General features: G+C 51.4%; 25 protein-coding genes. 13 read left to right on the top strand and 12 right to left on the bottom strand.

Going from position 1 to position 22,970, the window contains the following annotated elements:
- Window positions 1–493: 493 nt before the first annotated feature.
- Window positions 494–736 (bottom strand): helix-turn-helix transcriptional regulator, encoded by a 243-nt coding sequence (locus NDA02_RS25980; protein WP_190793781.1) that lies wholly within the window; start codon window positions 734–736, stop codon window positions 494–496.
- A 220-nt stretch (window positions 737–956) separates the two neighbouring features.
- Between NDA02_RS25980 and NDA02_RS25985 the strand changes: the two genes are divergently transcribed.
- The gene (locus tag NDA02_RS25985; protein ID WP_190793780.1) at window positions 957–1,202 is read left to right on the top strand and encodes a hypothetical protein; all 246 of its coding nucleotides are present in this window, start codon (window positions 957–959) and stop codon (window positions 1,200–1,202) included.
- 11 nt (window positions 1,203–1,213) lie between these two features.
- On the opposite strand, the gene NDA02_RS25990 is transcribed toward NDA02_RS25985, so the two are convergent.
- The gene (locus NDA02_RS25990) at window positions 1,214–1,903 is read right to left on the bottom strand and encodes a Uma2 family endonuclease (protein WP_190793779.1); all 690 of its coding nucleotides are present in this window, start codon (window positions 1,901–1,903) and stop codon (window positions 1,214–1,216) included.
- Window positions 1,904–2,166: 263 nt separating this feature from the next.
- On the opposite strand from NDA02_RS25990, the gene NDA02_RS25995 reads away from it, so the two are divergent.
- From NDA02_RS25995 to NDA02_RS26045, 11 genes are all read left to right on the top strand, one after another.
- A complete protein-coding gene (locus NDA02_RS25995; protein ID WP_190793778.1) occupies window positions 2,167–2,541 on the top strand; it encodes a hypothetical protein in 375 nt (124 codons plus the stop codon).
- Between the two features lie 245 nt (window positions 2,542–2,786).
- The gene (locus NDA02_RS26000) at window positions 2,787–4,760 is read left to right on the top strand and encodes an FAD-dependent oxidoreductase (RefSeq protein WP_347277913.1); all 1,974 of its coding nucleotides are present in this window, start codon (window positions 2,787–2,789) and stop codon (window positions 4,758–4,760) included.
- A 319-nt stretch (window positions 4,761–5,079) separates the two neighbouring features.
- Window positions 5,080–6,327 (top strand): glycosyltransferase, encoded by a 1,248-nt coding sequence (locus NDA02_RS26005; protein ID WP_190793791.1) that lies wholly within the window; start codon window positions 5,080–5,082, stop codon window positions 6,325–6,327.
- Between the two features lie 40 nt (window positions 6,328–6,367).
- On the top strand, window positions 6,368–6,913 hold the full coding sequence (gene rfbC / locus NDA02_RS26010) for a dTDP-4-dehydrorhamnose 3,5-epimerase (RefSeq protein WP_190793777.1): 546 nt from the start codon (window positions 6,368–6,370) through the stop codon (window positions 6,911–6,913).
- A 249-nt stretch (window positions 6,914–7,162) separates the two neighbouring features.
- Window positions 7,163–8,104, top strand: a complete 942-nt coding sequence (gene rfbD / locus NDA02_RS26015) for a dTDP-4-dehydrorhamnose reductase (protein ID WP_190793776.1) — start codon at window positions 7,163–7,165, stop codon at window positions 8,102–8,104.
- On the top strand, window positions 8,076–9,149 hold the full coding sequence (locus NDA02_RS26020; RefSeq protein WP_190793775.1) for a glucose-1-phosphate thymidylyltransferase: 1,074 nt from the start codon (window positions 8,076–8,078) through the stop codon (window positions 9,147–9,149). Before rfbD ends, NDA02_RS26020 begins: the two co-directional genes overlap by 29 nt.
- A 198-nt stretch (window positions 9,150–9,347) precedes the next feature.
- A complete protein-coding gene (gene rfbB, locus NDA02_RS26025) occupies window positions 9,348–10,430 on the top strand; it encodes a dTDP-glucose 4,6-dehydratase (protein WP_190793774.1) in 1,083 nt (360 codons plus the stop codon).
- A 63-nt stretch (window positions 10,431–10,493) separates the two neighbouring features.
- Entirely contained in the window at window positions 10,494–12,260 is a 1,767-nt protein-coding gene (locus NDA02_RS26030) for a hypothetical protein (RefSeq protein WP_199296752.1), read from the top strand.
- A 494-nt stretch (window positions 12,261–12,754) separates the two neighbouring features.
- Window positions 12,755–13,867 carry a glycosyltransferase gene (locus NDA02_RS26035; protein ID WP_190793773.1) on the top strand — a complete coding sequence of 371 codons (1,113 nt, stop codon included), beginning with the start codon at window positions 12,755–12,757 and terminating at the stop codon, window positions 13,865–13,867.
- Complete coding sequence (locus NDA02_RS26040; protein WP_190793772.1) at window positions 13,867–14,613, top strand: SDR family oxidoreductase; 747 nt, start codon at window positions 13,867–13,869, stop codon at window positions 14,611–14,613. The genes NDA02_RS26035 and NDA02_RS26040 overlap by 1 nt, the downstream gene beginning before the upstream one ends.
- A 121-nt stretch (window positions 14,614–14,734) precedes the next feature.
- Window positions 14,735–15,190, top strand: coding sequence for a DUF2267 domain-containing protein (locus NDA02_RS26045; RefSeq protein ID WP_190793771.1), 456 nt, complete (start codon window positions 14,735–14,737; stop codon window positions 15,188–15,190).
- Here the strand turns inward: NDA02_RS26045 and NDA02_RS26050 are convergent.
- Both NDA02_RS26050 and NDA02_RS26055 read right to left on the bottom strand, forming a co-directional pair.
- The gene (locus NDA02_RS26050; protein ID WP_190793770.1) at window positions 15,187–15,585 is read right to left on the bottom strand and encodes a BON domain-containing protein; all 399 of its coding nucleotides are present in this window, start codon (window positions 15,583–15,585) and stop codon (window positions 15,187–15,189) included. The genes NDA02_RS26045 and NDA02_RS26050 overlap by 4 nt on opposite strands.
- A gap of 351 nt (window positions 15,586–15,936) precedes the next feature.
- Window positions 15,937–16,119 (bottom strand): hypothetical protein, encoded by a 183-nt coding sequence (locus NDA02_RS26055; protein WP_190793769.1) that lies wholly within the window; start codon window positions 16,117–16,119, stop codon window positions 15,937–15,939.
- Here NDA02_RS26055 and NDA02_RS26060 point away from each other — a divergent pair.
- A complete protein-coding gene (locus tag NDA02_RS26060) occupies window positions 16,105–17,169 on the top strand; it encodes an AI-2E family transporter (protein ID WP_190793768.1) in 1,065 nt (354 codons plus the stop codon). The genes NDA02_RS26055 and NDA02_RS26060 overlap by 15 nt on opposite strands.
- A 242-nt stretch (window positions 17,170–17,411) precedes the next feature.
- On the opposite strand, the gene NDA02_RS26065 is transcribed toward NDA02_RS26060, so the two are convergent.
- The 8 genes from NDA02_RS26065 to NDA02_RS26100 all read right to left on the bottom strand — a co-directional run.
- Window positions 17,412–18,167 (bottom strand): PspA/IM30 family protein, encoded by a 756-nt coding sequence (locus tag NDA02_RS26065; RefSeq protein ID WP_190793789.1) that lies wholly within the window; start codon window positions 18,165–18,167, stop codon window positions 17,412–17,414.
- 276 nt (window positions 18,168–18,443) lie between these two features.
- Window positions 18,444–18,797: a hypothetical protein gene (locus NDA02_RS26070; protein ID WP_190793767.1), complete on the bottom strand. Its 354-nt coding sequence runs from the start codon at window positions 18,795–18,797 to the stop codon at window positions 18,444–18,446.
- Between the two features lie 68 nt (window positions 18,798–18,865).
- Entirely contained in the window at window positions 18,866–19,447 is a 582-nt protein-coding gene (locus tag NDA02_RS26075) for a hypothetical protein (RefSeq protein WP_190793766.1), read from the bottom strand.
- A 120-nt stretch (window positions 19,448–19,567) separates the two neighbouring features.
- Window positions 19,568–20,041, bottom strand: coding sequence for a tryptophan-rich sensory protein (locus NDA02_RS26080; RefSeq protein WP_190793788.1), 474 nt, complete (start codon window positions 20,039–20,041; stop codon window positions 19,568–19,570).
- Complete coding sequence (locus NDA02_RS26085; protein ID WP_242067515.1) at window positions 20,038–21,396, bottom strand: EcsC family protein; 1,359 nt, start codon at window positions 21,394–21,396, stop codon at window positions 20,038–20,040. The genes NDA02_RS26080 and NDA02_RS26085 overlap by 4 nt, the downstream gene beginning before the upstream one ends.
- A gap of 85 nt (window positions 21,397–21,481) precedes the next feature.
- Entirely contained in the window at window positions 21,482–21,727 is a 246-nt protein-coding gene (locus NDA02_RS26090; RefSeq protein ID WP_190793765.1) for a hypothetical protein, read from the bottom strand.
- Window positions 21,728–21,823: 96 nt separating this feature from the next.
- A complete protein-coding gene (locus NDA02_RS26095) occupies window positions 21,824–22,153 on the bottom strand; it encodes a thioredoxin family protein (protein ID WP_190793764.1) in 330 nt (109 codons plus the stop codon).
- Between the two features lie 289 nt (window positions 22,154–22,442).
- A partial coding sequence (locus NDA02_RS26100; protein WP_348256188.1) for a hypothetical protein occupies window positions 22,443–22,970 on the bottom strand: 528 nt, incomplete at its 5' end.

The following is a 22,970-nucleotide window of genomic DNA, read 5'->3' on the forward strand; positions in this document are numbered from 1 at the left end:
GCACCGATCAAGCCCTCGACCAAGCGATGACGGAAGCAGTTCAGTTCATTACTGAAGATGACGCCATTGGTTGGTTCAATCACTGTGGTCTATTCACATGAAATTTGCTGTAAGCCACAGAAGGAATGTTGTGCGTGCAAATCGCAATGTACCGCGTGCAAGAAGCAATGTATCGACTCACAAAGGCAATGTATCTTGTACAAGAAGCAATGTATTGAGTGCAAGAGGCAATGTATCGACCCACAAAAGCAATGTATTGAGTCATAAAGGCAATGTATTGAGTGCAAGAGGCGATCGTTTGGCTTGCAGAGTCAAAACACGAGCTTCTGTCCTGCTTGTAGTAATGTTAAAGACTCGTTGCTGTGACCCAAACCGCCCCCCTAACCCCCCAATTCTGGAGCGAACCGAGCCTTCTTCCAGTTTCAAAGTCCCCCAAAGTAGGGAGATTTAGGGGGCAATGCAGCACCTCAAGCCCTTTTCAAGAATCAACATCTTACTCAGAACCTTGAGAAGGACCAAACTCATCCGGCAATTGTTCGATCGGAATCTTCAACTCACGGCATAACGCTTTCACTTGAGGAATGTTGGGTCTTGCTGCTGATTCGCCAGATTCCCAGCGTTGATAGGTCCGAAGGGGAATTCTACAGCGTCTTGCTAGCTCTTCTTGAGTTAAGCCAGCCTTTTCCCTCAACTGCTTTAAGGGTGATTCACCTGCTTTCGATTTATCTTCAGCCATGCAAGACGACAGTTTGTTGCGACAGATTGACGTAAGAAAGAAGGCATGGCAATATGATTTTTAGTTCAGCAGCATTGCCAACCCAGATTTTTACAGTCCGACTTCGGTTAAACCTTCCGTTGACGGTCTGTTCATCCTAAGTTTCGCATCCGTGGTGAGATTTTCGCTCATCGCTGCCTTGCGCTGCTCAATTTTTCCTTTCAAACTCAGGAGAATTCTAATGACTGATTCCTACTCGACAAACCCAACCCAATACCGCGATCGCCTCCAGCCCTGGTGCATCATTCGCCATTTGCCCAAACTCCAGCGCGTTACCGTTGCCCGATTTCGTGCCCGTCAGGATGCAGAAGCCTATTTGAAAGTCTTACGATCGCTCTCGCCCAATTTTAGCTACAGCATTGTGTTTGATGTTGCTAGTGATTTTCCGCCGAGCAAAGCAGATTACTGCGATCGAATTTCGGCCTGAAGCAGTAGGCATTATGAAGGATTTGAAAGTTCCTGAATTGCTCCAGAAAACCACGCTGCCGCACTCGTATTTGTTCCTTTGACCATGCGATCGATCGCCTCATTCAACAGCGAAATTGGCAGTCCGGCTAGCACATTAGACTGCTCAATCAAATGATATTTTCCATCCTGCAATTGAAACGCAAATACTCGCTTTCCCTGCGTATCAACCACCCAATATTCAGGAATACCTAACGCCTCGTACAAATGCTTTTGCTCATCTAAATCACTCGCCAGCGTTGTATCTGAAATTTCGCCGACTAGATCGGGAACGCGACAACGAGTCAGGTCAATCTTGCGGGGTTCGCCCTCTTTCCATTGCGGCGAGTCTGCTCCCACATACAAAACCAAATCAGGGGCACAAGTCTGGGTTTCCGGCTGCTCGATCAGGCAGCGTCCAATGGAATCAAAAACCTGATCTGGATGCTGAATTGCCCATAGAAACAGCATCGTCGTAAACAAGTCGCTGTATTTTGCGTGATTAATGCCTTCACCACCCATACTCACCCTCATTCGATTCTGATCGAAGTCCAGCCTCATTCGTCCCTGGCTCGCATCATCACGAAGGGCATCACGCAACGCGATATAATCCTGCCAGGTTGCAGCATGCCAGAGGGGCGGGGTTGTTTTTTCGGCAGCAGAGCGGGGGAGAGAAATCGTCATTGCATGGACAGCGATGGGGTTCCGTTGTCTTGATTCTATCCAGAATATCGATCGCCTCCCCACGACTTAACCCTGCCTGATGCCCAATTAATTCAATATTTCTCTGCCGAGTGACAGATTTTTTTCTGAATAAAATTAGACAAGAGTTCAGCCCCTAGAACGATTCGATCGCCTTCAGATTCCAGGTAAAAGAGAGCAGAAGGATTGAAAGAAACCGATTCAAGAAACAAGAACGACTTAAACATTTTTTGGAGGCACTTAGTATGAATTTTCGGCATCGGATGGCGGCAGTATTACGCCCGATTCGCACCTTTCTCGTGGCAGTGACCTGTGCATTGGTGCTTTTCATGAATGCTGCACCTGCCCTGGCAATCAGCAGCCCGCCGACTGATCCGGCAAAGGGAGAACCCGGACTGCAAGATATTTTTGAAAAATCAGAAGATGCACTGAAGTCCGACGATACCCTCACTATGAAGGTGAAGGATGAAGCTAATAAGGGCATCAACGAAGTGCAGGGCGCAGCAGATAAAAACGATATGTATCGTCCTGAGAACTCCCAGCAAGCAACAGATGCTGAAACGCAGGTTGAGCGCGCACTGAGCAAAATCACCGAGAAGTTTCCGGGCAACAATCGCTAAGCTTCGCGAACCTTCAACCTTGATAACTGCGTTTTGCTAAAGTCGGGTGTAATATCAGAGCCAGGATGGGTCATCTCTCCTGGCTTTTTTTTGCTGCCTTTCCACAAACTTTGGCGATCGGCGTAGAATTACGCTATATATCTACGGTATAACGCTGGATGTAGCGGCAAAGTCTTTTTACTTAGAGGAGATACGCCATCTACAGTTAACCCGGCTTTTGCTTTCGCAGTTCAGAGTGCCTTCCTGTGACCCAATCTCCCCTTCGTCAAATCGGTCAACTCGCGCTTCTCGCCGTTCTGATTCCCATTGGCTCAGCCGGACTGCTGGGGCTACTGCAGTATTATTCCTGGGGCGGAGCCGTCACTCCCCTTTCTTCGGCGGCTTCTGCACCCGATACCAGTGCTCAAAGTATGGGTTCTCAGGGCATCGATCGCCTGGTGAACCGAATGAACGGCAGACCCACCCTCTCTCCCTTGCCCGAACCGAAGGAAGTTTGGGAGTGCGAAGTGGTGGTGGTTGGCGGCTCAATGGGGGGCGTTTCAGCGGCGGCACAGTCAATGCGATCGGGCGCAAAGACTTGTCTGATCGAGCTGTCTCCCTGGTTGGGCGGACAAATCAGCTCTCAGGGAGTCTCTGCGCTAGATGAATCCGTCACGATGAATGAAAGGGATAACCTGTCGTCCGACTGGCTCGACTTCAAGCGTCTGGTGAAAAAGCAGCAGGTGGAAGTACCGCCCTGGACCAACCTGGCTTCGCCCCAGTCAACCTCAGATTTAAATAGCTGCTGGGTTGCCACCCTCTGTTTTCTGCCCAGAGCGGGAATGCAGGCATCAGAACAGTGGCTCAAGCAGGCATCGGCTCAATCACCGGAAAGTCGTTGGGTGACATCAACTGCCTTTAAGGGCACAGAGTTTGACCCAACCGGACGCTTAATCACAGCCGTTTATGCAGTGCGGCGCATTCCTAAAAATCCGGCTTATGTACCGCTGGGTCGCCCTTCCAAGGAGTTGCCCGCCTGGTACTCGTGGTCGTCAGATGATCAGTTTAATAAAGTGCCGATGCGTCTTCAGCCCCCAAGCGGCAAACAAATGATCGTGATTGATGCCACCGACACGGGCGAACTGGTGGGCTGGGCAGGCATTCCCTATCGCCTGGGTTCTGAGGGGCGATCGACGACTAGCGAATATTTTGCCTCGCGGCAAGACAACCCAGACTGCACCCAGGCATTTACCTTTCCATTTGGCTTAGCGATTCTGGATGACGGTCGTGCCAGTCAAAAGCTGCTGTCTGAGGTGAAACCGGGCTATTCCAAAGCAGAACATCGGCAGTACTTCGACCTGGAAGGGTTTCCGATGTTTGGTAGTGCCAGCGTGTTTAACTATCGCCGGATTCTCAGCACTAGCCAAAACGACTCACGCAGCGATGATCCAGATCCCGGCGACATCTCGATGATCAACTGGAATCGCGGCAACGACTGGACTTATATGGACCCGCCGCTGATCTTAAACGAAAAGAAAATCACCGAATCAGGACAGCACGAAAACTGGATGGGAGGCGTTTCGATTAGTGCCCTACGCCATGCTGAAGAACACGCCCTGCTGTTTGCCGAGTGGCTGATCGAAAAGCATTCGACGCCCGAACTGCCGATGACTTACCTCTACGGGATTGAGATGCCAATGGGCACGGCATCGGGTCTGAGCATGATGCCCTATATCCGCGAAGGACGGCGAATCCTCGGACGCAACGGCTACGGACAGGTGGAGTTTATGATGCGCGAGGCAGACATTCGCACCGATATGCGCGGCGGCAGAGATTTTCGCCCCACGACGATCGCCCTCACCCACTATGCGATCGACATGCACGGCTGCCGCTACCGCAACTCGCGAGAAACCTGGGAAGCCAGCAGTGCCCCCCTGCAAGACGAAAGCATGATCAAGCCCATCTATATCCCGCTGGAAGCAATCGTGCCGCAGAAAGTGGATAATCTGCTGATTGGGGGCAAGTCGATCGCTGCAACCCATATTGTGAATGCTTCAACTCGGCTGCACTACGGCGAATGGGTGATTGGCGGAGCCGCAGGCGCAACGGCAGGATGGCTGGTGAATTACAATCAGCGACAAAATCAGTCTGGGCTGCTGCCGCCGGAGATGATTCGCAAGAACTATGTCGATGAGCTGCAAAAGAAACTGCGCGATCGAGGGTTTACGCTGGATTGGTAAGTTTTTGAGATGGGCGAACGCTTCCCAATGCAAGGAAGACACGACAAGTCCCAAAACATTGAGCAGTCGGGTGGGCTGAAGCAGGCAAGCCCAGTTTTGTAGACCGATCGCACTGGCAACAGGCTTTCTGGGGCGAAGCAATCAACACAATTATTTATTTTTTGAGCTTTCTCTGCCCTTAATTTTCTTCCATTGGATTAACAGAAGAGCATTAAGACGATGGTACATTTTAGGTAAGAAGTCAGGGGTATCTCCGGGTGTGTAGGTCTCCTACATTACAGCCGTCAGACATCCTGCCATAAATCCAAGTCTGAGGTGAATCTCCGTGTCTGCACTGTTTTTTGTCTTCAATGGGGGGCTGCTCACGATCGCCCTCATACTCCTGCTCCCGATTGGCGTGCTGCTGATTGAGTGTGTTTCGGCTCTGTTGCCCGTTAGAAAAGGAATTGGGCAATCGTCCTATCCGGCAGGTAAGCAGGCAAAAATCGCAGTCCTGGTTCCGGCACACAACGAGGCTGCGGGAATTCGCCCGGTACTGGAAATTTTAATCGCGCAGCTCAAATCCTCGGCTCTGTCGACCGATGGAACGCATCAAGGAGCACATCAATTAGTTGTCATTGCGGATAACTGCACCGACGACACGGCAGATATTGCCCGATCGATGGGTGCTACGGTACTGGAACGCCAGGATGCCGATCGCCGCGGCAAAGGCTTTGCCCTTGATTATGGCATGCGCTATCTTGCAAATAATCCGCCCGATGTGGTGGTGATGGTCGATGCAGACTGTGAAGTGACCGATGGGGCGATCGATCGAATCAGCCGCAAAGCTTTAGCTACCCATCGTCCGGTGCAGGCAGTCTATTTGCTGGAGCGACCTGCTCAGCCCCAGCCCAAGGATGCAGTGTCTGCTCTGGCTTTTTTGGTGAAAAATTTAGTGCGTCCGCGCGGCTTAGAGCGACTGGGTTTGCCGAGTCCCCTTACCGGAACGGGCATGGCGTTTCCCTGGGCAGTGATTCAATCGGCAAAGCTGGCAAGCAGCAATATTGTGGAAGATATGCAGTTGGGGGTCGATCTGGCGATCAAGGGACATCCGCCCGCTCTCTGCCCAGAGACGCTGGTGATGGGTCGTTTACCGCAACAAGAGCAAGCTGCGAAAAAGCAACGGACTCGCTGGGAACACGGACATCTGCAAACCTTACTGACCCAGGTTCCCCGCCTGCTGAAAGCATCGCTGCATCAAAAGCGGTTTGATCTGCTGATAATGGCACTCGATCTCGCCATTCCGCCCCTGTCGCTGCTGGTGATGCTCTGGCTGGGCGGGCTAACCCTGTCGATCGTCTTGTTGGGGCTGGGCGGCTCGGTGTTGCCTGCCATTCTATTCAGCGCGGGTGGAGCCATGCTGCTGCTGGCGATCGGGCTTGCCTGGGCAGGATTCGGCAAAGCGGATCTGCCGCTGACGACGCTGTTGACGGTTCCGCTTTATGTACTGTGGAAGATCCCGCTCTATTGTGCATTTTTGGTAAATCGTGAGAAAACATGGGTTAGAACCGAACGAGATGTCGTGTAAGATCCTGGCTGTGAAGTGACTCACAACCTCCAGGAAAGGCATGAACATTACTCAAACAGAAATTCCCGATGTCCTGCTGATTGAACCTCGCGTATTCGGGGACGATCGCGGATTTTTCTTTGAAAGCTTTAATGAGCAGGTGTTTCAGGATAAGACTGGACTCAGTCTACGGTTTGTGCAGGACAATCACTCGCGATCGGCAAAAAATGTGCTGCGAGGATTGCACTACCAGATTCAGCAGGCGCAGGGGAAACTGGTGCGAGTGGTAGCAGGGGCAATCTTTGATGTGGCAGTAGACATTCGCAAAGGTTCGCCGACGTTTGGGCAGTGGGTTGGCTACGAGCTAAGCGCGGCGAACAAACAGCAGCTCTGGATTCCCCCTGGCTTTGCCCACGGCTTTGTGGCACTGGAAGACGGAACCGAAGTGCTGTACAAGACGACTGACTATTACGCGCCCGCCCATGAACGATCGATTTTGTGGAACGATCCAGACCTGGGCATTCACTGGAACCTGTTAGGAGAGCCGATCGTTTCTGCAAAGGATCAGGCGGGCATTCCGCTCAAACAGGCAGATTTATTTGACTAGCACCCTGATTTGCCCTTTCTGCCTGCGGTTCTGGGCATCAGTAATCGAGGCTTCATCGATCGCTAAAGATTTCGTAATGTCGCCCAAAGATCAGAAAAATCTCGCTTCCCCATGAGGGATGATTGGGTGAGATAGCAGTTTCTACGGAAATTCAGGGCAGAATAGCCCTAGCGAGTGAAATTCCCTAACGAGTGAAGTCAAGGTTTCAGCGTAACCTCCTGATGCAACCAGAGAGCAATTGAGAAATTCATGACGCGCATTCTATTAATTGGCAAGGCAGGACAGGTCGGGCACGAACTGCAACAGACCCTCAGTTCCTTAGGCAAGGTCATCGGCGTGGCGCGAGACGAACTCGACCTGACCGAACTCGAGCAGATTCGTCAGACCATTCGCGAAGCTCAGCCCGATCTGATCGTGAATGCGGCTGCCTACACCGCCGTAGACAAAGCCGAAACCGAAGCAGATCTGGCACAGGCAATCAATGGCACTGCGCCCACCGTGATGGCGGAAGAAGCCCGATCGCTCAAAATTCCGCTGATTCACATTTCCACAGACTACGTGTTTGATGGTTCTCAGAGTACGCCTTACACCGAAACTGACCCTACCAACCCGATCGGCGTTTACGGTCAGTCGAAGCGGGCAGGCGAAGTCGGGATTCAGCAGGTTTGTGAAGATTCTTCTGCGCCCTACACAATTCTACGAACAGCCTGGGTCTATGGAACCTATGGCAAGGGCAATTTCGTCAAAACTATGCTGCGGTTGGGTAAAGAGCGCGAGGAAGTCCGGGTCGTTGCCGATCAGATTGGCACACCGACCTGGTCAGCGGACATTGCCCGTGCGATTACCGTTCTCTCTGGTCAGTTTCTCGCCAAAGCTAATGGTCGCGATCCGGTGTCGCTAAGCGGCATTTATCACTTTACGAATAGCGGAGCTGCAAGCTGGTATGACTTTGCAGTTGCCATCTTTGAGGAGGCGCAGGCGTTAAACCTGCCTCTGAAGGTCAAGCAGGTTATTCCGATTACCACGCCGGAATATCCAACCCCTGCCCAGCGTCCTGCTTACTCAGTTTTAGCCTGCCAGAAGGTTGGTAAACTGCTTCCTGCTCCGCCGTCCCAATGGCGACAGGCACTTCGTCAGATGCTCACTGAATACATCCACGCCCATGAAAGCAATTATTCTGTCCGGCGGTAAGGGAACTCGTCTGCGCCCGTTGACCTATACGGGAGCTAAACAGCTTGTGCCTGTTGCCAATAAACCGATCCTCTGGTACGGCATCGAGTCGATCGTCGCTGCAGGGATCACCGAGATTGGCATCATCATCAGCCCCGAAACGGGTGAAGAGGTGAAAGCAAAAACGGGCAACGGCGATCGATTTGGCGCAAAGATTGAATACATCTTGCAGGACAAGCCTGCAGGACTGGCACACGCCGTCAAGATTGCCCGGCCGTTTTTAGGCGATTCGCCGTTTGTGATGTATCTGGGTGACAACCTGGTACAGAGCAACCTGGATCTGTTTCTAGAACACTTCCATGCCAACAGTCTTGACGCGCTGACGCTGCTTTGTCCGGTTCCAAATCCGAGTGCCTTTGGGGTGGCAAAAGTCGATGAAAACGGACGACTGCTTCAGCTGGTTGAAAAGCCTAAAAATCCGCCCTCGAACCTGGCACTGGTAGGAATTTATATCTTTACCAACACAATTCACAAGGCGATCGATTCAATTCAGCCTTCAGCCAGGGGCGAACTCGAAATCACCGATGCAATCCAGACTTTGATCGACTGGCAAAACCCAGTGGAGGCACGGCAAATTCGCGGCTGGTGGCTAGACACCGGGAAAAAAGACGACCTGCTGGAAGCCAACCGGGTGATTCTCGATAGCTGCCTGGATTGCAACGTTGAAGGCGAAGTAGACGATCGCAGCCGTATTATCGGACGGGTTCACGTCGGCAAAGGCACAAAGATTATCAACAGCACAATTCGGGGTCCGGTGACGATTGGCGAAAACTGCCATCTGGAGAACTGTTTTATCGGTCCCTACAGCAGCATCGCCAGCGAAGCCAAACTGCTAGAAATCGATCTAGAACACAGCGTCATTTTGCAGGGCGCGAAGCTCGAAACCATTCATCACCGCATTGTGGACAGCGTTATCGGACAACGTGCCCATCTTCGCGAAGCCGACTGCCGCCCAAAGGCTCTGCGATTTATGATCGGCGACGATTGCCAGATCGAACTGAACTAAGCCTCGAACCATCCCCCTAGTCCCTAATTTTGCAAGGAACCGAGCCAATCATGCTGGCTTTCAACGTTCCTCCTCGCTCTTTTAGAGCAGCAAGTAACAAATAGGGGATTTAGGGGGCAATATAGAACCTCTGCAACTCCTCAACCACCCTAAAACCCGATTCAGCAACAAATATCTTCAAGACAGGAAATAGAAAGTATGTCTCTCGACCAGACCCGCCTGCCGCGCAAGCTGATCATTACCGGAGGCGCAGGCTTTATTGGCTCCAACTTTGTCCATTACTGGTGTCAGCACTATCCGGGCGATCGCGTCGTTGTGCTGGATGCGCTCACCTATGCCGGAAATCGGGCAAACCTGGCTGGGCTGGAAGGACACGCTAATCTGCGCTTTGTGAAAGGTGATATCTGCGATCGGGCGTTGATTGACGATTTACTGCGCGAAGAAGGCATCGATACGCTGGTTCACTTTGCGGCAGAGTCCCATGTGGATCGATCGATTTTGGGTCCGGGCGCGTTCGTGCAAACCAATGTGGTCGGCACGTTCACTTTGCTAGAGGCATTCCGGCAGCACTGGCAGGCGCAGGGCAAACCAGAGCATTATCGCTTCCACCACGTTTCGACCGATGAGGTGTACGGCAGCCTGGAAGCGGATGATCCCGCCTTTGCAGAAACGACACCCTACGCACCCAACAGTCCCTACTCGGCATCCAAGGCAGGCAGCGATCATCTGGTGCGCGCCTACTACCACACCTATGGTCTGCCGACGCTGATGACCAACTGTTCCAACAACTACGGTCCCTATCACTTCCCGGAAAAGCTGATCCCGCTGATGTGCATTAATATTTTGCTGGGTAAGCCGCTGCCCGTGTATGGCGATGGACAAAACATTCGGGACTGGCTGTATGTGGAAGACCATTGCAGCGCGATCGATACGGTGATCCAGTCCAGCAAACCGGGCGAAACCTACAACGTTGGCGGCAACAATGAAGTGAAGAACCTCGATCTGGTGCAAATGCTCTGCGACCTGATGAACGAACTCGCACCTGAGCTGCCCGTGCGTCCGGCGCAAGACCTGATTACCTTTGTCAAAGACCGACCGGGACACGATCGCCGCTATGCCATTGATGCCACCAAAATCAAAACCGAGCTGGGCTGGACGCCTTCGGTAACGGTCGAAGAAGGCCTACGACGCACTGTGCAGTGGTATCTTGACCATTCGGAGTGGTGGCAGCCGCTCTTATCAGACGAGTATCAGGCGTACTATCGCAAAGTGTATGCATAGGGGCAGGGTAGGCATCGGGGTCGCCAAGCAATAGCCAGTTCACAAATTCAGGAGGAATCATCCATGACTCGCAATATCAGTGGCGATCGATGGAGTACCCTATTCCGAAAATGGTTGGCTCGCCCTAGCTACCGGGTTGGGCGGTTGGCAGGACTGTTTGCGATCGCCCTCTCTCTGGTTTTGGGCTGTACCTCGCTGTCGAATTTTACGGCATCTCAGGATGCGGTTCACCCGGCGAGGGCGGCTTCGGCAGATAATACGGTGGGTCAGCTTGCCCTGGGGACCAACCTGGCGGGAATTGCGGACTGGTCAAGCCAGATTCCTTTTCTCGATGCGTTTAAGTTTTCCAGAAGATGGATTACCCAGTGCGATGATCAGCCGGATTGCAATTCGACCTGGGATACTGAGGAATTTGACAAGCTGGCTCTCGACGAGCATGGCTGGGTTAAATCACTGCCCACCCCCGCAGATCCACCAAAGTACACACAGGTTGCTACGTTGCTGTTTCGCGATCTGAAACAATATCCGGGTGGGCAGTATGTGGTGCTGTACGACGGCGAAGGCACGATCGACTATCAGTTTGACGGCAAAAAGGATGAGGCAGCTTCTCGACCCGGACGTGATGTAATCAATGTTACGCCTTCCATGTCGGGTTTGCTTTTGGTTATTAAGGCAACCGATCCGAATCGCACAGGCAATTACCTTCGCAATATTCACGTCGTACCGATCGCCTACGAACAAACCTTTCAGCAGCAGATTTTTAATCCAGACTTTCTAGAGCGCACCCGCAAATTTAGTGCTCTCCGGTTTATGGACTGGATGGGAACCAATAATTCTGGTCAGAAAGAATGGTCGAACCGTCCCCAGGTGGACGATGCCTCGTACGCAGTTAAGGGGGTACCGATCGAAATCATGGTCGAGCTGGCAAATCGACTCAAGGCAAACCCCTGGTTTAATATGCCGCATCAGGCAACCGACGAGTACATGACCAACTTTGCTCGCACAGTTAAGGAGCGGCTTGATCCCAACCTCCGCGTGTATGTGGAATTTTCTAACGAAGTGTGGAACTGGCAGTTTCAGCAGGCACACTACGCCCTAGAGCAGGGAAAAGCGCGCTGGGGACAAGATAAGGGCGATGCGTTTGCTCAGTGGTATGGAATGCGGGCAGCGCAAATGTCTGACCTCTGGAAGCGAGAGTTTGGCGACCAGAACGACCGCCTGATTTCGGTGATTGCGACACAAACTGCATGGAAGGGCTTAGAAGAAAGCATCCTGAAGTGTTCCTACTGGGTAGCCGAGGGCAACCGTCCCTGCTATCAGCACGGCTTCACCACCTACGCGATTACGGGCTACTTTAGCGGCAATTTGGGCAGTCCAGAAAGCCAGAGCACGGTGCAGTCCTGGATGCGAGAGCAGGATGGTGGCATGGCGAAAGCCTTTGAGCAGCTTGGCATGAACGGCACTCAGGGCGACAGCGTGGCAGACACGGCAAACGGGTTTCGCTATCAGGCAGAGGTTGCCAAACGCCACGGGCTGATGCTCGTTGCCTACGAAGGCGGTCAGCACATCACCGGACGAGGTGGAGTTGAAAACAACGAAGCGATGGTCAATTTCTTCACCGCGCTCAACCGTGATCCCAGGATGGGCGAATGCTATACCGACTTGCTAAATCAGTGGAAGGGAGCAGGCGGAACCCTGTTTATGCACTTTTCCGACATTGTGCAGCCGAGCAAATGGGGCGCGTGGGGCGCGCTGGAATCGGTCACGGAGACTCGATCGCCTAAGTATGACGCGCTGATGAACTTTATCGATCGCAATCAGCTGCGGTAAAAAGTTTTGCTGCCCCTGTCCTGGACAAGGAGTTTGAACCTGCGCGAAGGGCTTGTACAAGTGTCTGTAGCTGAGCATACCAGGATTTTCTTTTTTGCCTACTATTATAAAATCAGGCTATTTTGAAGGTCTGCCTCAAGAATCTTGAATTTTTGGCTTGTCAGAATAGAGTAAGTATGCTCAAAATTAGGATTTTCCATTGCCCTTACTAAGGTTTCATTCTTCAGCTTGGCCATGCTGCGTCTTGGCAATGCTGCGTCAGTGCTTGTTCCAGCTAGTTACTCTAGATAGCCACTCTAGGTAGTTATTCCAGGTAATTATTCTAGGAAGAAGGCTCAAGCCAAGCGTTAATTTGCGATCGTGGCTATTTCCTTGCGATCCGTTGGACTGCATCCGTCTGATTCAGCAGATAAGCTTCAACCGATAAAGCTTTTTAGTCTTCTCAGAGTTCAGTTCTTGATGAACCTTCTCGTTGTCCCAGGGTTGAATCCCCTATGAACCTGTTTGTTCTCTCAGAACTCAATCCTGCTTGTAAGCATGTAGGCTGGTCAGTAGCTCACAGCCTGGAATCTACTCTGAGGAGTGTCTGCGATCCGACGTTTATCTATCCTTTTTTTAATACCTGCGTTCGTTTGTTCGACCACTCCAAAGTGCCAGACAACGGCGGTCATCTTCTGTGGCGATGGCGGCATCGCTTATTCAAGTCTTGGTACAAGGTGGGAGAGTTGCCCCCTCTGCCGCCCGGGAGAAATGTCTTGATAGTGGTGGGTATGAATCCCCGCTTCATGCTGTCCGTTCATGCGCTGGATTCTGTACTCAAACAATTTGACCTGTGCCTGGGCTATATTCTGGATGGCTTCAATCCTCAGCATTTTGATTTCACCCTAGCAGACAAATTTGATCACTTATTTGTGATTGGAAGTGAGCTGGCAGAGGATGTAGAGCGACTTCGGGGCGTTTCCGCCAGTTTTCTGCCGCTGGCAACCAACGTCTTGGAGCCGGAGCTAAATTTGCAGCATCGATCGATCGATCTCCTCAGCTACGGGCGACGCAATCCCGAAGCTCATCAGCGGCTATATGCCCACTTTAACCAGCCAGGCAGCGATCGGTTCTATTACCATTCCACCTTCTCCGAACCGGATGTGTACAACCTGGAGGAACACGCCACGCTGCTTAAAAATCTGCTGAATCGGGCAAAAGTGAGCTTGTGCTTTGAGGCAAGCGACAAGTCGCGGTTTATGGGCTATTCGCCGATTTTGTATCGCTGGTTTGAGGCATGGGCGGCAGGCTGTACGGTTGTCGGTAAAAAGCCCACGGGTCGCGGAGTTGCAGAGTTAATGCAGTGGGAAAATAGCGCGATCGAGCTACCCGACGCCCCCACAGAATGGATTCCTTTTATTGAAGACGTGCTGGCAGACGAAGCCACACTTCAGCGAAACGCAGAACGCAACTACCGCGAAGCTTTGCTTCAGCACGACTGGCGGTATCGGATTCGGGAAATGTTGAACAGGGTGGGGCTGGAAACGCCGGAGAAGTTGGAAGACCAGATCAAGCAGTTGCGCTGCACAGCGTATGGAATGCTTGCTAGTGTTCAGATGTCTGCCTGATGAACAAAACAATTCTCGTCACAGGAGGCAGTCGCGGGATTGGTGCAGCCACCGCAATTTTGGCAGCCCAAAAAGGGTATGCCGTTTGCATCAGCTATCGACGAAACCAGGTAGCCGCCGATCGCGTCATCGAGCAAATCCAATCTTTAGGCGGAAGGGCAATCGCAGTTCAAGCAGACGTTTGCTCCGAACTCGATGTGATCCGGCTGTTTGAAGCAATCGATCAAACCTCTGGAACGCTGAATGCGCTGGTGAATAATGCCGGAATTTCTGCCCCCGCCCGACGAGTTGAAGCGATCGATGTAGATCGACTTCAGCAGATCTTTGCCACGAACGTGATTGGGAGCTTTCTCTGTGCCCGTGAAGCCATCCGGCGGATGTCGATCGAGCGCGGCGGACCCGGCGGAGCGATTGTAAATGTTTCTTCTGGCGCGGCAAGGCTCGGATCACCGAATGAATATGTGGATTACGCGGCTTCAAAAGGGGCGATCGATACCATGACGATCGGCTTAGCCAAAGAAGTGGCAGATGCCGGAATTCGCGTGAATGCAGTACGACCCGGATTTACCCATACCGAAATTCATGCCGCCATGGGTGAACCGAATCGATTGGAGCGTGTGAGGTCTACCATTCCAATGCAGCGGGGTGGAACGGCGATCGAAGTCGCGAATGCAATTTTGTGGCTATTGTCTGAAGAAGCGTCTTACTGTACAGGGGCGATCGTTGATGTCACCGGAGGGCGATAGTTTACAAATCTCCATAATTTGACAGACCTTTTACCCGAAAGGCGATCGTTAGCATAATCAGTGCCTCAAGAATTACAGGCAATCATGAACTGAGTCCCTAACTGATGGCTGAGGAATCAATATGGCAATGAACGGATTAAGTGTGTTTGATAAGACTGTTCAAATTACCGAGCAGTGGGTCAGCGACGTTGCAAAAGAACTGAATATCGAAGACAAGCACAAAGCATTTCAGGGTTTGCGGGCAACGCTACACGCGGTTCGTAACCGGATGCCAATGGGCGAAGCGGCTCACCTGGGCGCAGAACTGCCCACCCTGCTTGCAGGCTTTTATTACGAAGGCTGGAAGCCCGAATCGACCCCAACCAAAGAGCGCACCAAAACCGCTTTTCTAGAGACGCTGAAGGCCCACTTGCATCAGTATATTCAAAACGCCGAGCCGGGCTTTGAGATCGAGCAGCTTGCCCGCGCTGTCTTCCGCGTAATGAGCGATCGAATTCCAGCGGGAGAAATGCAGGATATCACCCACATGATGCCTACGGAAGTAAAAGAGCTGTTTCCAGAGGCAGTGCGAGCTTAATAGCTGACCTGAGTGACATCGACTTGCTTAGTGCCATCCACCTGGCTGGCAACCTGATGGAGCTGATCGATCACGGCACGGTCTAGCACAGTTCCAACCAGGATAATCGTACTGCCGTCTTGAACGATCGTCACTGTGTCAATGTCAGCGAGTTCAGCAACGCGATCGAAGGCAATCGCAACCCGTTTCGCAAGTCCCTGCTGATCGTATTCGCCTTCAATTCCCATACATTCTGGCGGTGGGGGCGGCTGATGCTCTCCCGCCTTTTCCCGCAGTCCCCAGTCGTAATTTCCCGTAAGTCCCGGACTCATTGCTCCTGCCGCTGTACTGGCTCTTACTTTTCGATCGCCAACAGGCAAATCGCAGATTCCAAACAATCGTTCAGACCAACTCATTGTTCTGCTCCTGAATTCAATTTTCAACGGTTTTAACCAACACCCTTTTAAGCTGCTCAGGTTGATTTTTTTAGCTAATTTTCAGGTTTCGCAGTCGTTTGTTTCGCGGTATTCTGAACGGCTAATCACTTTGACAATTTTTTTCTGGTTCCTGAGCATTCACTCAAGGGTTGCTTCTAAAAAAGAAAACGAGTTTATCGATCGCAACAGAAGTAAAGCTGTAGGTCTTCAAGAGAGTAAGTATCATATTCCTAGTTCACAAAAGAGTCTTCTTTCCTGAGAGGGGTTCTTCTAAAACTGAATTCAACTTCTAATTCAATAGCCAACTCCACTCGATTTTTCCCAGCAAAATTAATCGCTGTCGTCGATCGATTCAACCTGGAATACAACCCAGAAAAGGGGATAAAACGTTGCTGTACCTGCAAGGCTGGCAGCAGGGATATCCACCACTGTAGGGATGTGGAACGATGACTGGCTGTTTAAGATGCGCTCATCGTTAATATACGCCTGGGTAAAAACGTGAAGCTGGGTCAATGGATTGGCTTAATTGCCTTACTCATTTCGCTGTATATTCTTTGGGAAATCAGGCAGGTTGTTCTGCTTATTTTTACTGCCGTAATTTTCTCAACTGCTCTCAACGGGATGGTGATTCGATGGCGGCGATCGGGCGTGGGCAGAGGCTTTGGAGCGATCATGTCTGTGGTGGTGCTGTTAGGCATTCTGCTATTTTTTGCCGTGATTATTGTGCCGCCCTTTATCAGCCAGTTTAAGCAGCTTGCCGAGCTTGTGCCGATCGGGTTTGGGCAGCTTTCCAACTGGTTAGATAGCCTGAAAGAACGGTTTCCAGGGCAGCCACTTTTGCCGGATATTGACGTGCTGACGCGGCAGGCTCAGCCGTTTGCAAGATGGGCGTTTAACAATTTCTTCTCGCTCTTTTCCAATGTGCTGTCGATCGTTCTCAGCATTTTGCTGGTGTTTGTGCTGACAATTATGCTGCTGATCAATCCCAAACCATATCGACAGGGATTCATCTCGCTGTTTCCTGCTTTTTATCGGCGCAGAATCGATGAAATTCTGACCCGATGCCAGGTGTCGCTAGGAGGATGGGCACGCGGTATTTTGATCAACATGGTTGTAGTCGCCGTTGTTTCTGCGATCGGTTTATCAATTCTGGGAGTGCCACTGGTATTTGCCAATGCCTCGATTGCCGGACTGCTTGAAGCGGTTCCCAATGTCGGACCCACGCTCAGCCTGATTCCCCCGGTTGCGGTTGCCCTGCTCGATGCCCCGTGGAAAGCAGTTGCCGTCATTGTGCTGTACCTGCTCATTCAGCAGCTTGAACAGTATTTGCTCGTGCCTTATGTGATGCAGCAGCAGGTATCAGTTTTACCTGCGGTAACGCTGATCGCTCAGGTCATATTTGCGATCTTCTTCGGGTTTTTGGGGCTATTCCTGGCAATTCCGCTCGTGATTGTGGCGCAAATCTGGATTCAAGAAATTCTGGTCAAAGACATTCTCAACCCCTGGGAAGAACATCCGCGCCAAGCCGATCGGGTTCCAGTTGTAACAAGCGATCGAAGATAGTCATTAAAGCAGATTTGAGAAGTAAGGGTTGCTACCCGAATCGTCTCTTAAACCCCCTCACTTTTAAGTTTGGGGAATTTTTTTTAAATTTAAATTGGAGGAACTTTGAACCGGAGAATTGACTCAGAAATCCCCCAGAATTGCCCCATCTACCCTAGTTATTTAGGAGGCGGCGCAACGAAGGTAAACCCAATGGATTCATCCTTGAATTTAGCCAAGCCCAAAGCTTTACCAGAAGCTTTCTAGATTTCTTCGAGCTGCGATCGCAACTGTTTTAGATCTGCCTCAACTTCAGGATCAACAGACTTTGACTGGAGCTGGGGAGCAGTAGAGCCGCCGCGCAGCAGCTGAGATTTCATGGCTGCCAGTTCACTGTCTACATCGCCACCGTTTTCGAGTGCCTGGAAACGCCGATCAATGTCATCACCTTCGTTTAGTTCTGCAACGGCTTCTGCCTGTGCCTCAATCTGCTGCACTCGTTCTTCCATACGTTCAAATGCTGCCATTGCTCCATTCGGATTCATGCGCCCCAGCATATCGTTAAGCTGCTGCGAAGCTTGTGCCGATCTCGCGCGGGCAATGTACATATCTTTTTTGGTGCGGGCTTCTGACAGTTTGCCTTCAAGTGCCACCATGTTTTGCTTGAGCTTGGTGACGATCGCGCTTTGCTGGTCGAGTTGTCCGGTCAGGGCATTGGCAGTATCTTGAAACGATTTGCGCCGAGTTAGGGCCTCTCTTGCCAGCCCTTCTTCACCCTTTTGCAGGGCAAGCTGTGCCCGCTGATACCATTCATCTGCGTTTGCCTGGGCCTGGGCTGCCTGACGCTCGGTGCGCTTCTGGGTCGCGATCGCCTGCGCCACCGCCTGCCGAAGCTGAATCACGTCATTTTGCATATCGATGACCGTCTGTTCCAGAATCTTTTCTGGATCTTCGGCTTGATTCACCAGGCTATTAAAATTGGCGCGAATCAATCTCCAAATGCGATCGAGCAGTCCCATATCCGCACACTCCGCACGACAATTGCTAAAATACATTAAATATTTGATTAAGCATTTTGATCCTATCGTATTCCTGCCTGTTGCCCTCTGCCCAGACTCATAGAAAAAATCATAGAAAACCGTAGGAAAACGGATAATAAAAATCCCCAGCCAAGAACCCGAAGCTGGGGAGTGAGTGCATCTACGTTTGTACTCGCTGTGAGTCGCTTAGTTGTTAAGGTAACAATGCACTGGAACGCAAACATCTGCCCATTTATAGATATTCCAGTGAACTTATTAGGCAGCATCAAGCAACTGCATCTCGCGAGCGGCGATCGTTTCGCGCTTCTCTAGCTTCAGGACACCAAACTGGTTGCGAAGCAGGTTGAGGTCGATCTCCATTTCGGCTCGTTCGTCTTGTGCCATTTGCAGATTGGCATAGGCAGTGCGATAGCTGGCAGATCCCATCAGTTCGACTCGTCGTGCCTTGCGCTGAGCATCGTTTTTGAGGGACGTATCAAAGGCGATCGTCGTGTCGATCTCGGCGGTGAGGCGGTTCAGAATCTCTTGCTGTCGGCGAACGTGCTGCTCAGCGCGAAGAAGCTGGTGCTGTTTTTCCGCAATCGCGGCAGGATAGTCTATGAGTTTCATAGAGTCAAATTTAGGGTAAGGAATGCTTGAATGGCTTGGATCAAGAAGACGCATAGGATAGGAAAGCTTTAGGCGGCAATCGTCGGAGCTACTGTTGGAGCTACGGTCGGGGAAATAGAATGGGGGGAAGCAGAAATCGCCTCTGCGGCAGGGACAGGCTGAAGGTGCTGCATCTGCCGCTCAAAGGCGCGACGGTTAAAGGCAAACGCCCGATCGCCCTCAAGGGTGTGAAACAAGGCGTCTTCGACCAGACACTCGATCGATGACTCCAGCCAGCAGACTAAGACCTGCTGCAAATCTTCGAGTCGATAGAGATTCCCTTCTTCATGAGCAAGGTGTGTCTGAAGCTGGATTGCGGCTTGCTGAAGCGCGGACTGAACTGTACTACTGTCAATACGACTGGCGATATCGATCGAACCATCGAACCAGCCCACGATCGTGCTACGATCAGTGCTACTATCTATAGTAGGGCTGTTAAGAGACTGGCACCAGATTTGGAGTAATGCGGCTTGATTCACGGCAGCACCTAGTACATCTGTCTTATTTCCCCATTGTAGCGTGATGCGCGAGCGGGGTGGTAGGTTTTTGGTGGGGAAATAGCCGATCGATCGAGTTTTGGATAGTGGCTGAAAGCAAGACGTAGCAGGCATTCTCAGTTCGTAGAATTTTCAATAGCAGAAAACCCTACCTGAGAGTTAGATAGGGTTTGCTTATCGCTTTTAATTTTCTCGATCAGAGCCAAATCTCTTACTGGATGGTTTGCAAGGAAATTATTTCGCTTCTGGATTGAGGTCGATCATTTGGCGTGTGGTGATTGTGCCAATCGGACTCCATGCCAGGTAAGGCAGAAGCAGCAGCGTTGCCCAGGGTGAGATAAACCAGACAAAGAAGGCAAGCACGAGCCCGAGCGCAACTCCGATCGCCCCCAGCGTTGTGCCAACGGCAAGGCTATGGGATCTCAGCGTCGCGGGAATGTAGGCAACGGTGACAATTTCAAGCAGCAGGTAAACTGCCATCAGCAGCCAAGTGGTAAAGGCTCCGGGGGCAGCATTCCAGACGATCGTCGCTGAAGCGGCTCCTGTGACAAACACAATTGTCCAAATCAGGGGAATTGCAGGTTCAAACACCAGCCAGCGTGGGCGATCAAGCTTCATTTCCCACTTGATATCGCGGGGGCGAATTAGAAAAGCTCCAAAGGACACTAAAAATGTCACGCCGCCAATAATCATCCAGGGTTGCATTATGCGTTCTCCACCATACGTTTCACGTCGTCCAGATTCAGGTTAAATCGCGAGGCGATCGCATTCAGAATCTGCGCTTCTTCGGGAGACTGGCTGCCGTTCACCATTGCAATCCGGTAACACTGTGCCAGCAGCGGCGTTGCAAAGTCCCGATTGAGCTGATTCAGCAGTTCTTCCAGCGGTTGGGGAGAATGAATCTGAGCAGCGATCGCTTCCAGAGATGCGGGGCTCAGCTGAAGGGCTGCCAGGTTGGGCAGAATGGCTTCCCAGTCCTGATTAGGGTAGCTTGCAGCGATCATATGAACCAGAAGTTGATCCATAATGGTCTGCTGATTGATCGCGATATTGGTCAGGTAGCGATCGCTCTGATCTTTCAGTGCATCGATCGTTTCGGTAGGCAATTTGTCGCTGTCGAGTTTCGCTTCATAAAATCGGCAAGCAGCATAGCCCAGCGCATACATCATCGTGGCATTGCTACTTGCCCCAATCAATGCGCCCGCCATCGGCACGTTTCGCAGCAAGCCGAGTCCTGCCCGCACTGCCTGACTGCCGCCCAACGCTAAACCAAAAATTGCCAGCACTTCTCCTTTTCGAGCCGGATCATTCAGATCCAGACCGTAAGCCGCCGCAATCTGATAAACCATTTCGGTTTGGAGAGCAGTCGTCGCCGCCAGATCAACTGCTAGTAGCGCAGCCGCTTCGCCCGGAACCACACTGCTGGCAAATCCCATCCCGCCTGCATAGACTGCTTTTTCGACCATGAGGTGATGTGCAATCTGGCTGGGTGATTCTCCTGGATACTGCTGCTGAAGTTTTCTTACCGTTGCGGTCGCCTTCTGAGTATCGACGCGATCGATCAAATTTAGCAGCCAGTCAATTTTCAGGAAGTTAAACCACTGGCGCAGCTGGGGCAATCTTGCCACCGCATCCACTGCCTGTCCAGTTCCCTGTAAGGCTTGGTCAAGCATTTTGTGCGACTGTCGCAGCGTCGTTTCGCTGACCTGATTTGCCCAATCAAAGGTCGATTTGCCCATCTCGGTCGCATTAGTGCTGAAGCTGGCGATCGTCTTTGCCAGTTCTGTAGTCATTTCCGAAGCGGTGTCGATCGTGGATTGCCCCATGCGATAAACCGTATCTTCGATGATGCCGGTCATTCCGGCTCCCAATCGCTCAACCAGCATCATCGCAAAGTGAACCTGCTCTGCAATTTGCCCGGAAAGCTGCTCTGAATTCGGCAGTTGAATTTCCGGCGGACGCACAGGCAGCGAGGGAAAGCTCGAATGGTTGTCGGAAACGGTTCCCTGGTTTGCAGAGTTGTTTGCAGAATTGGAAGGAGTCGGTTGCGAGTTACTGTCCATAAGCGAAAGGAAGGAATGAAAGTTTATAGAAAGCAGATTTGCAGGGAGCGATGTTTATAGAAAGCAAATTTGCAGGGAGCGATCGTTAGTGATTGTCCGAACTGGGAATATCGCTTGCCTCAGGATCAGAACGGCTGACAGTGTTTTCGGCGACGGTACTCGGTGCAACGCTGCCCGCGCCATTGTCCGCTTCTCCGGCAGCTGCGGCTTTGGCTTCTTCTAAGGAAACGGTAGGATCAGCCGCGATTTGGGCTGCTTTTGCGCCCGCTGACTCTGCCGGATCGAAGTTTTCGATAATTTCTTTGCCCTGATCGGTTGGGTTCTCTGCCATGAGAATGACTCCGTTTTTTCTGTTTTCTTTAGAGGGTCTACAAATAAGCGGTCGATTGCAGGTCGATTCCCGCTAATGACCCGATTAAGAACTAGCTTAAAGGTGGGATTCGAGAAGGTGCATCAGGCGATCGGCAGGCATTAGGTTCTCGGTGCGCTCATCCTCTAGACGGGCAATCAGTTCACCATGCTGAAACAAAAGCAGTGTGGGCAAGGCATGAATCTCGTATTGAGAAGCCAGCGAAGGATAGCTTTCACTGTCAATTTTGACGATTTGCAGTCGATCGATCGTGCGCTGTGCCACTTCTTGCAGAACTGCGTCCATCAAGTGAGACGGTCCACAGAGCGGGCTAAAAAACACGATGAGCAGCGGCAGGTCCGAGCTTGCCAGTAGATCTTTCAAGCTAAAAGATTGAGCAGTTATCATATCGGGTTATGGAGGTTGAGATGAAGAGAATCAAGCAAAAGAGATAGATTAATTCATCGTCAGAAGCAGTTCAACGCATTAATAGTTAAGCGCATTAATACTAAAACTGTGCAATCAATCCGTGTCATTAAGAAATCGCACAATTGATCGGTTTCAATTTTCCACTTTACGCTTTTGGTTCAAGCTGAACCTTTGATACCACAGCACTATAACCCTTACATTATTAATTTAAAGCAAAGTCTCAGAATCGTCGTCAATCTAATGGTTGAACTTGTTGCTTCGTGTATTGCTATGAGTGTTCTGAAGCACTCGAAAAGAGTAACTTATATAACAGAAATGCAACTATCGCACTGTAGCTAAACCATCCCACGCCATAAACAATCGCCGTAGTTAAAATTGTTCCAAGCTGTCCTGTAAAAGCAGGGCAAAAGGTCGCACAAAACAGGGCACTACTTCCTCCTTGAATTGCCCCCGCGATCCCACTTGCTACAATCCAGCGGCATCTTGCTTTCTCGCCAGTTCGTCTCCACAGCGACGGCAGTAGCAGACTTTGAGCCGTTCCCATTCCCAGGAGCGCGATCGGCTGTTTGACCACATTCAGCCAGAAAACTTCTCCGCCGCCAAGCTGAGTCAGGTGCGCCACGATCAGATCAAGCCAGCCGCCGAGCCAGATCATGAGCTGCACCCCTATCAGCCAGCCGATCGCGCTAACCCAAATCCAGCGAAATGCCTTGCGAAGAACGTGCCGAAGCACAAACCACTGAGCCACACCCACCAATAGACCTGAGAAAATCAGCGTTGCCATGAACTGGAATTG

The organism is Leptolyngbya sp. ST-U4, assembly GCF_039962215.1.
Taxonomy (GTDB): Bacteria; Cyanobacteriota; Cyanobacteriia; order Elainellales; family Elainellaceae; genus Leptolyngbya_A.

What these genes read in the sequence shown, in the direction of transcription:
- NDA02_RS25980 (WP_190793781.1), bottom strand. Translation starts at nt 736, where the DNA reads ATGGCTGAAGATAAATCGAAAGCAGGTGAATCACCCTTAAAGCAGTTG.
- NDA02_RS25985 (WP_190793780.1), top strand. Translation starts at nt 957, where the DNA reads ATGACTGATTCCTACTCGACAAACCCAACCCAATACCGCGATCGCCTC.
- NDA02_RS25990 (WP_190793779.1), bottom strand. Translation starts at nt 1,903, where the DNA reads ATGACGATTTCTCTCCCCCGCTCTGCTGCCGAAAAAACAACCCCGCCC.
- NDA02_RS25995 (WP_190793778.1), top strand. Translation starts at nt 2,167, where the DNA reads ATGAATTTTCGGCATCGGATGGCGGCAGTATTACGCCCGATTCGCACC.
- rfbC (WP_190793777.1), top strand. Translation starts at nt 6,368, where the DNA reads ATGAACATTACTCAAACAGAAATTCCCGATGTCCTGCTGATTGAACCT.
- rfbD (WP_190793776.1), top strand. Translation starts at nt 7,163, where the DNA reads ATGACGCGCATTCTATTAATTGGCAAGGCAGGACAGGTCGGGCACGAA.
- NDA02_RS26020 (WP_190793775.1), top strand. Translation starts at nt 8,076, where the DNA reads ATGAAAGCAATTATTCTGTCCGGCGGTAAGGGAACTCGTCTGCGCCCG.
- rfbB (WP_190793774.1), top strand. Translation starts at nt 9,348, where the DNA reads ATGTCTCTCGACCAGACCCGCCTGCCGCGCAAGCTGATCATTACCGGA.
- NDA02_RS26030 (WP_199296752.1), top strand. Translation starts at nt 10,494, where the DNA reads ATGACTCGCAATATCAGTGGCGATCGATGGAGTACCCTATTCCGAAAA.
- NDA02_RS26035 (WP_190793773.1), top strand. Translation starts at nt 12,755, where the DNA reads ATGAACCTGTTTGTTCTCTCAGAACTCAATCCTGCTTGTAAGCATGTA.
- NDA02_RS26040 (WP_190793772.1), top strand. Translation starts at nt 13,867, where the DNA reads ATGAACAAAACAATTCTCGTCACAGGAGGCAGTCGCGGGATTGGTGCA.
- NDA02_RS26045 (WP_190793771.1), top strand. Translation starts at nt 14,735, where the DNA reads ATGGCAATGAACGGATTAAGTGTGTTTGATAAGACTGTTCAAATTACC.
- NDA02_RS26050 (WP_190793770.1), bottom strand. Translation starts at nt 15,585, where the DNA reads ATGAGTTGGTCTGAACGATTGTTTGGAATCTGCGATTTGCCTGTTGGC.
- NDA02_RS26065 (WP_190793789.1), bottom strand. Translation starts at nt 18,167, where the DNA reads ATGGGACTGCTCGATCGCATTTGGAGATTGATTCGCGCCAATTTTAAT.
- NDA02_RS26070 (WP_190793767.1), bottom strand. Translation starts at nt 18,797, where the DNA reads ATGAAACTCATAGACTATCCTGCCGCGATTGCGGAAAAACAGCACCAG.
- NDA02_RS26075 (WP_190793766.1), bottom strand. Translation starts at nt 19,447, where the DNA reads ATGCCTGCTACGTCTTGCTTTCAGCCACTATCCAAAACTCGATCGATC.
- NDA02_RS26085 (WP_242067515.1), bottom strand. Translation starts at nt 21,396, where the DNA reads ATGGACAGTAACTCGCAACCGACTCCTTCCAATTCTGCAAACAACTCT.
- NDA02_RS26090 (WP_190793765.1), bottom strand. Translation starts at nt 21,727, where the DNA reads ATGGCAGAGAACCCAACCGATCAGGGCAAAGAAATTATCGAAAACTTC.
- NDA02_RS26095 (WP_190793764.1), bottom strand. Translation starts at nt 22,153, where the DNA reads ATGATAACTGCTCAATCTTTTAGCTTGAAAGATCTACTGGCAAGCTCG.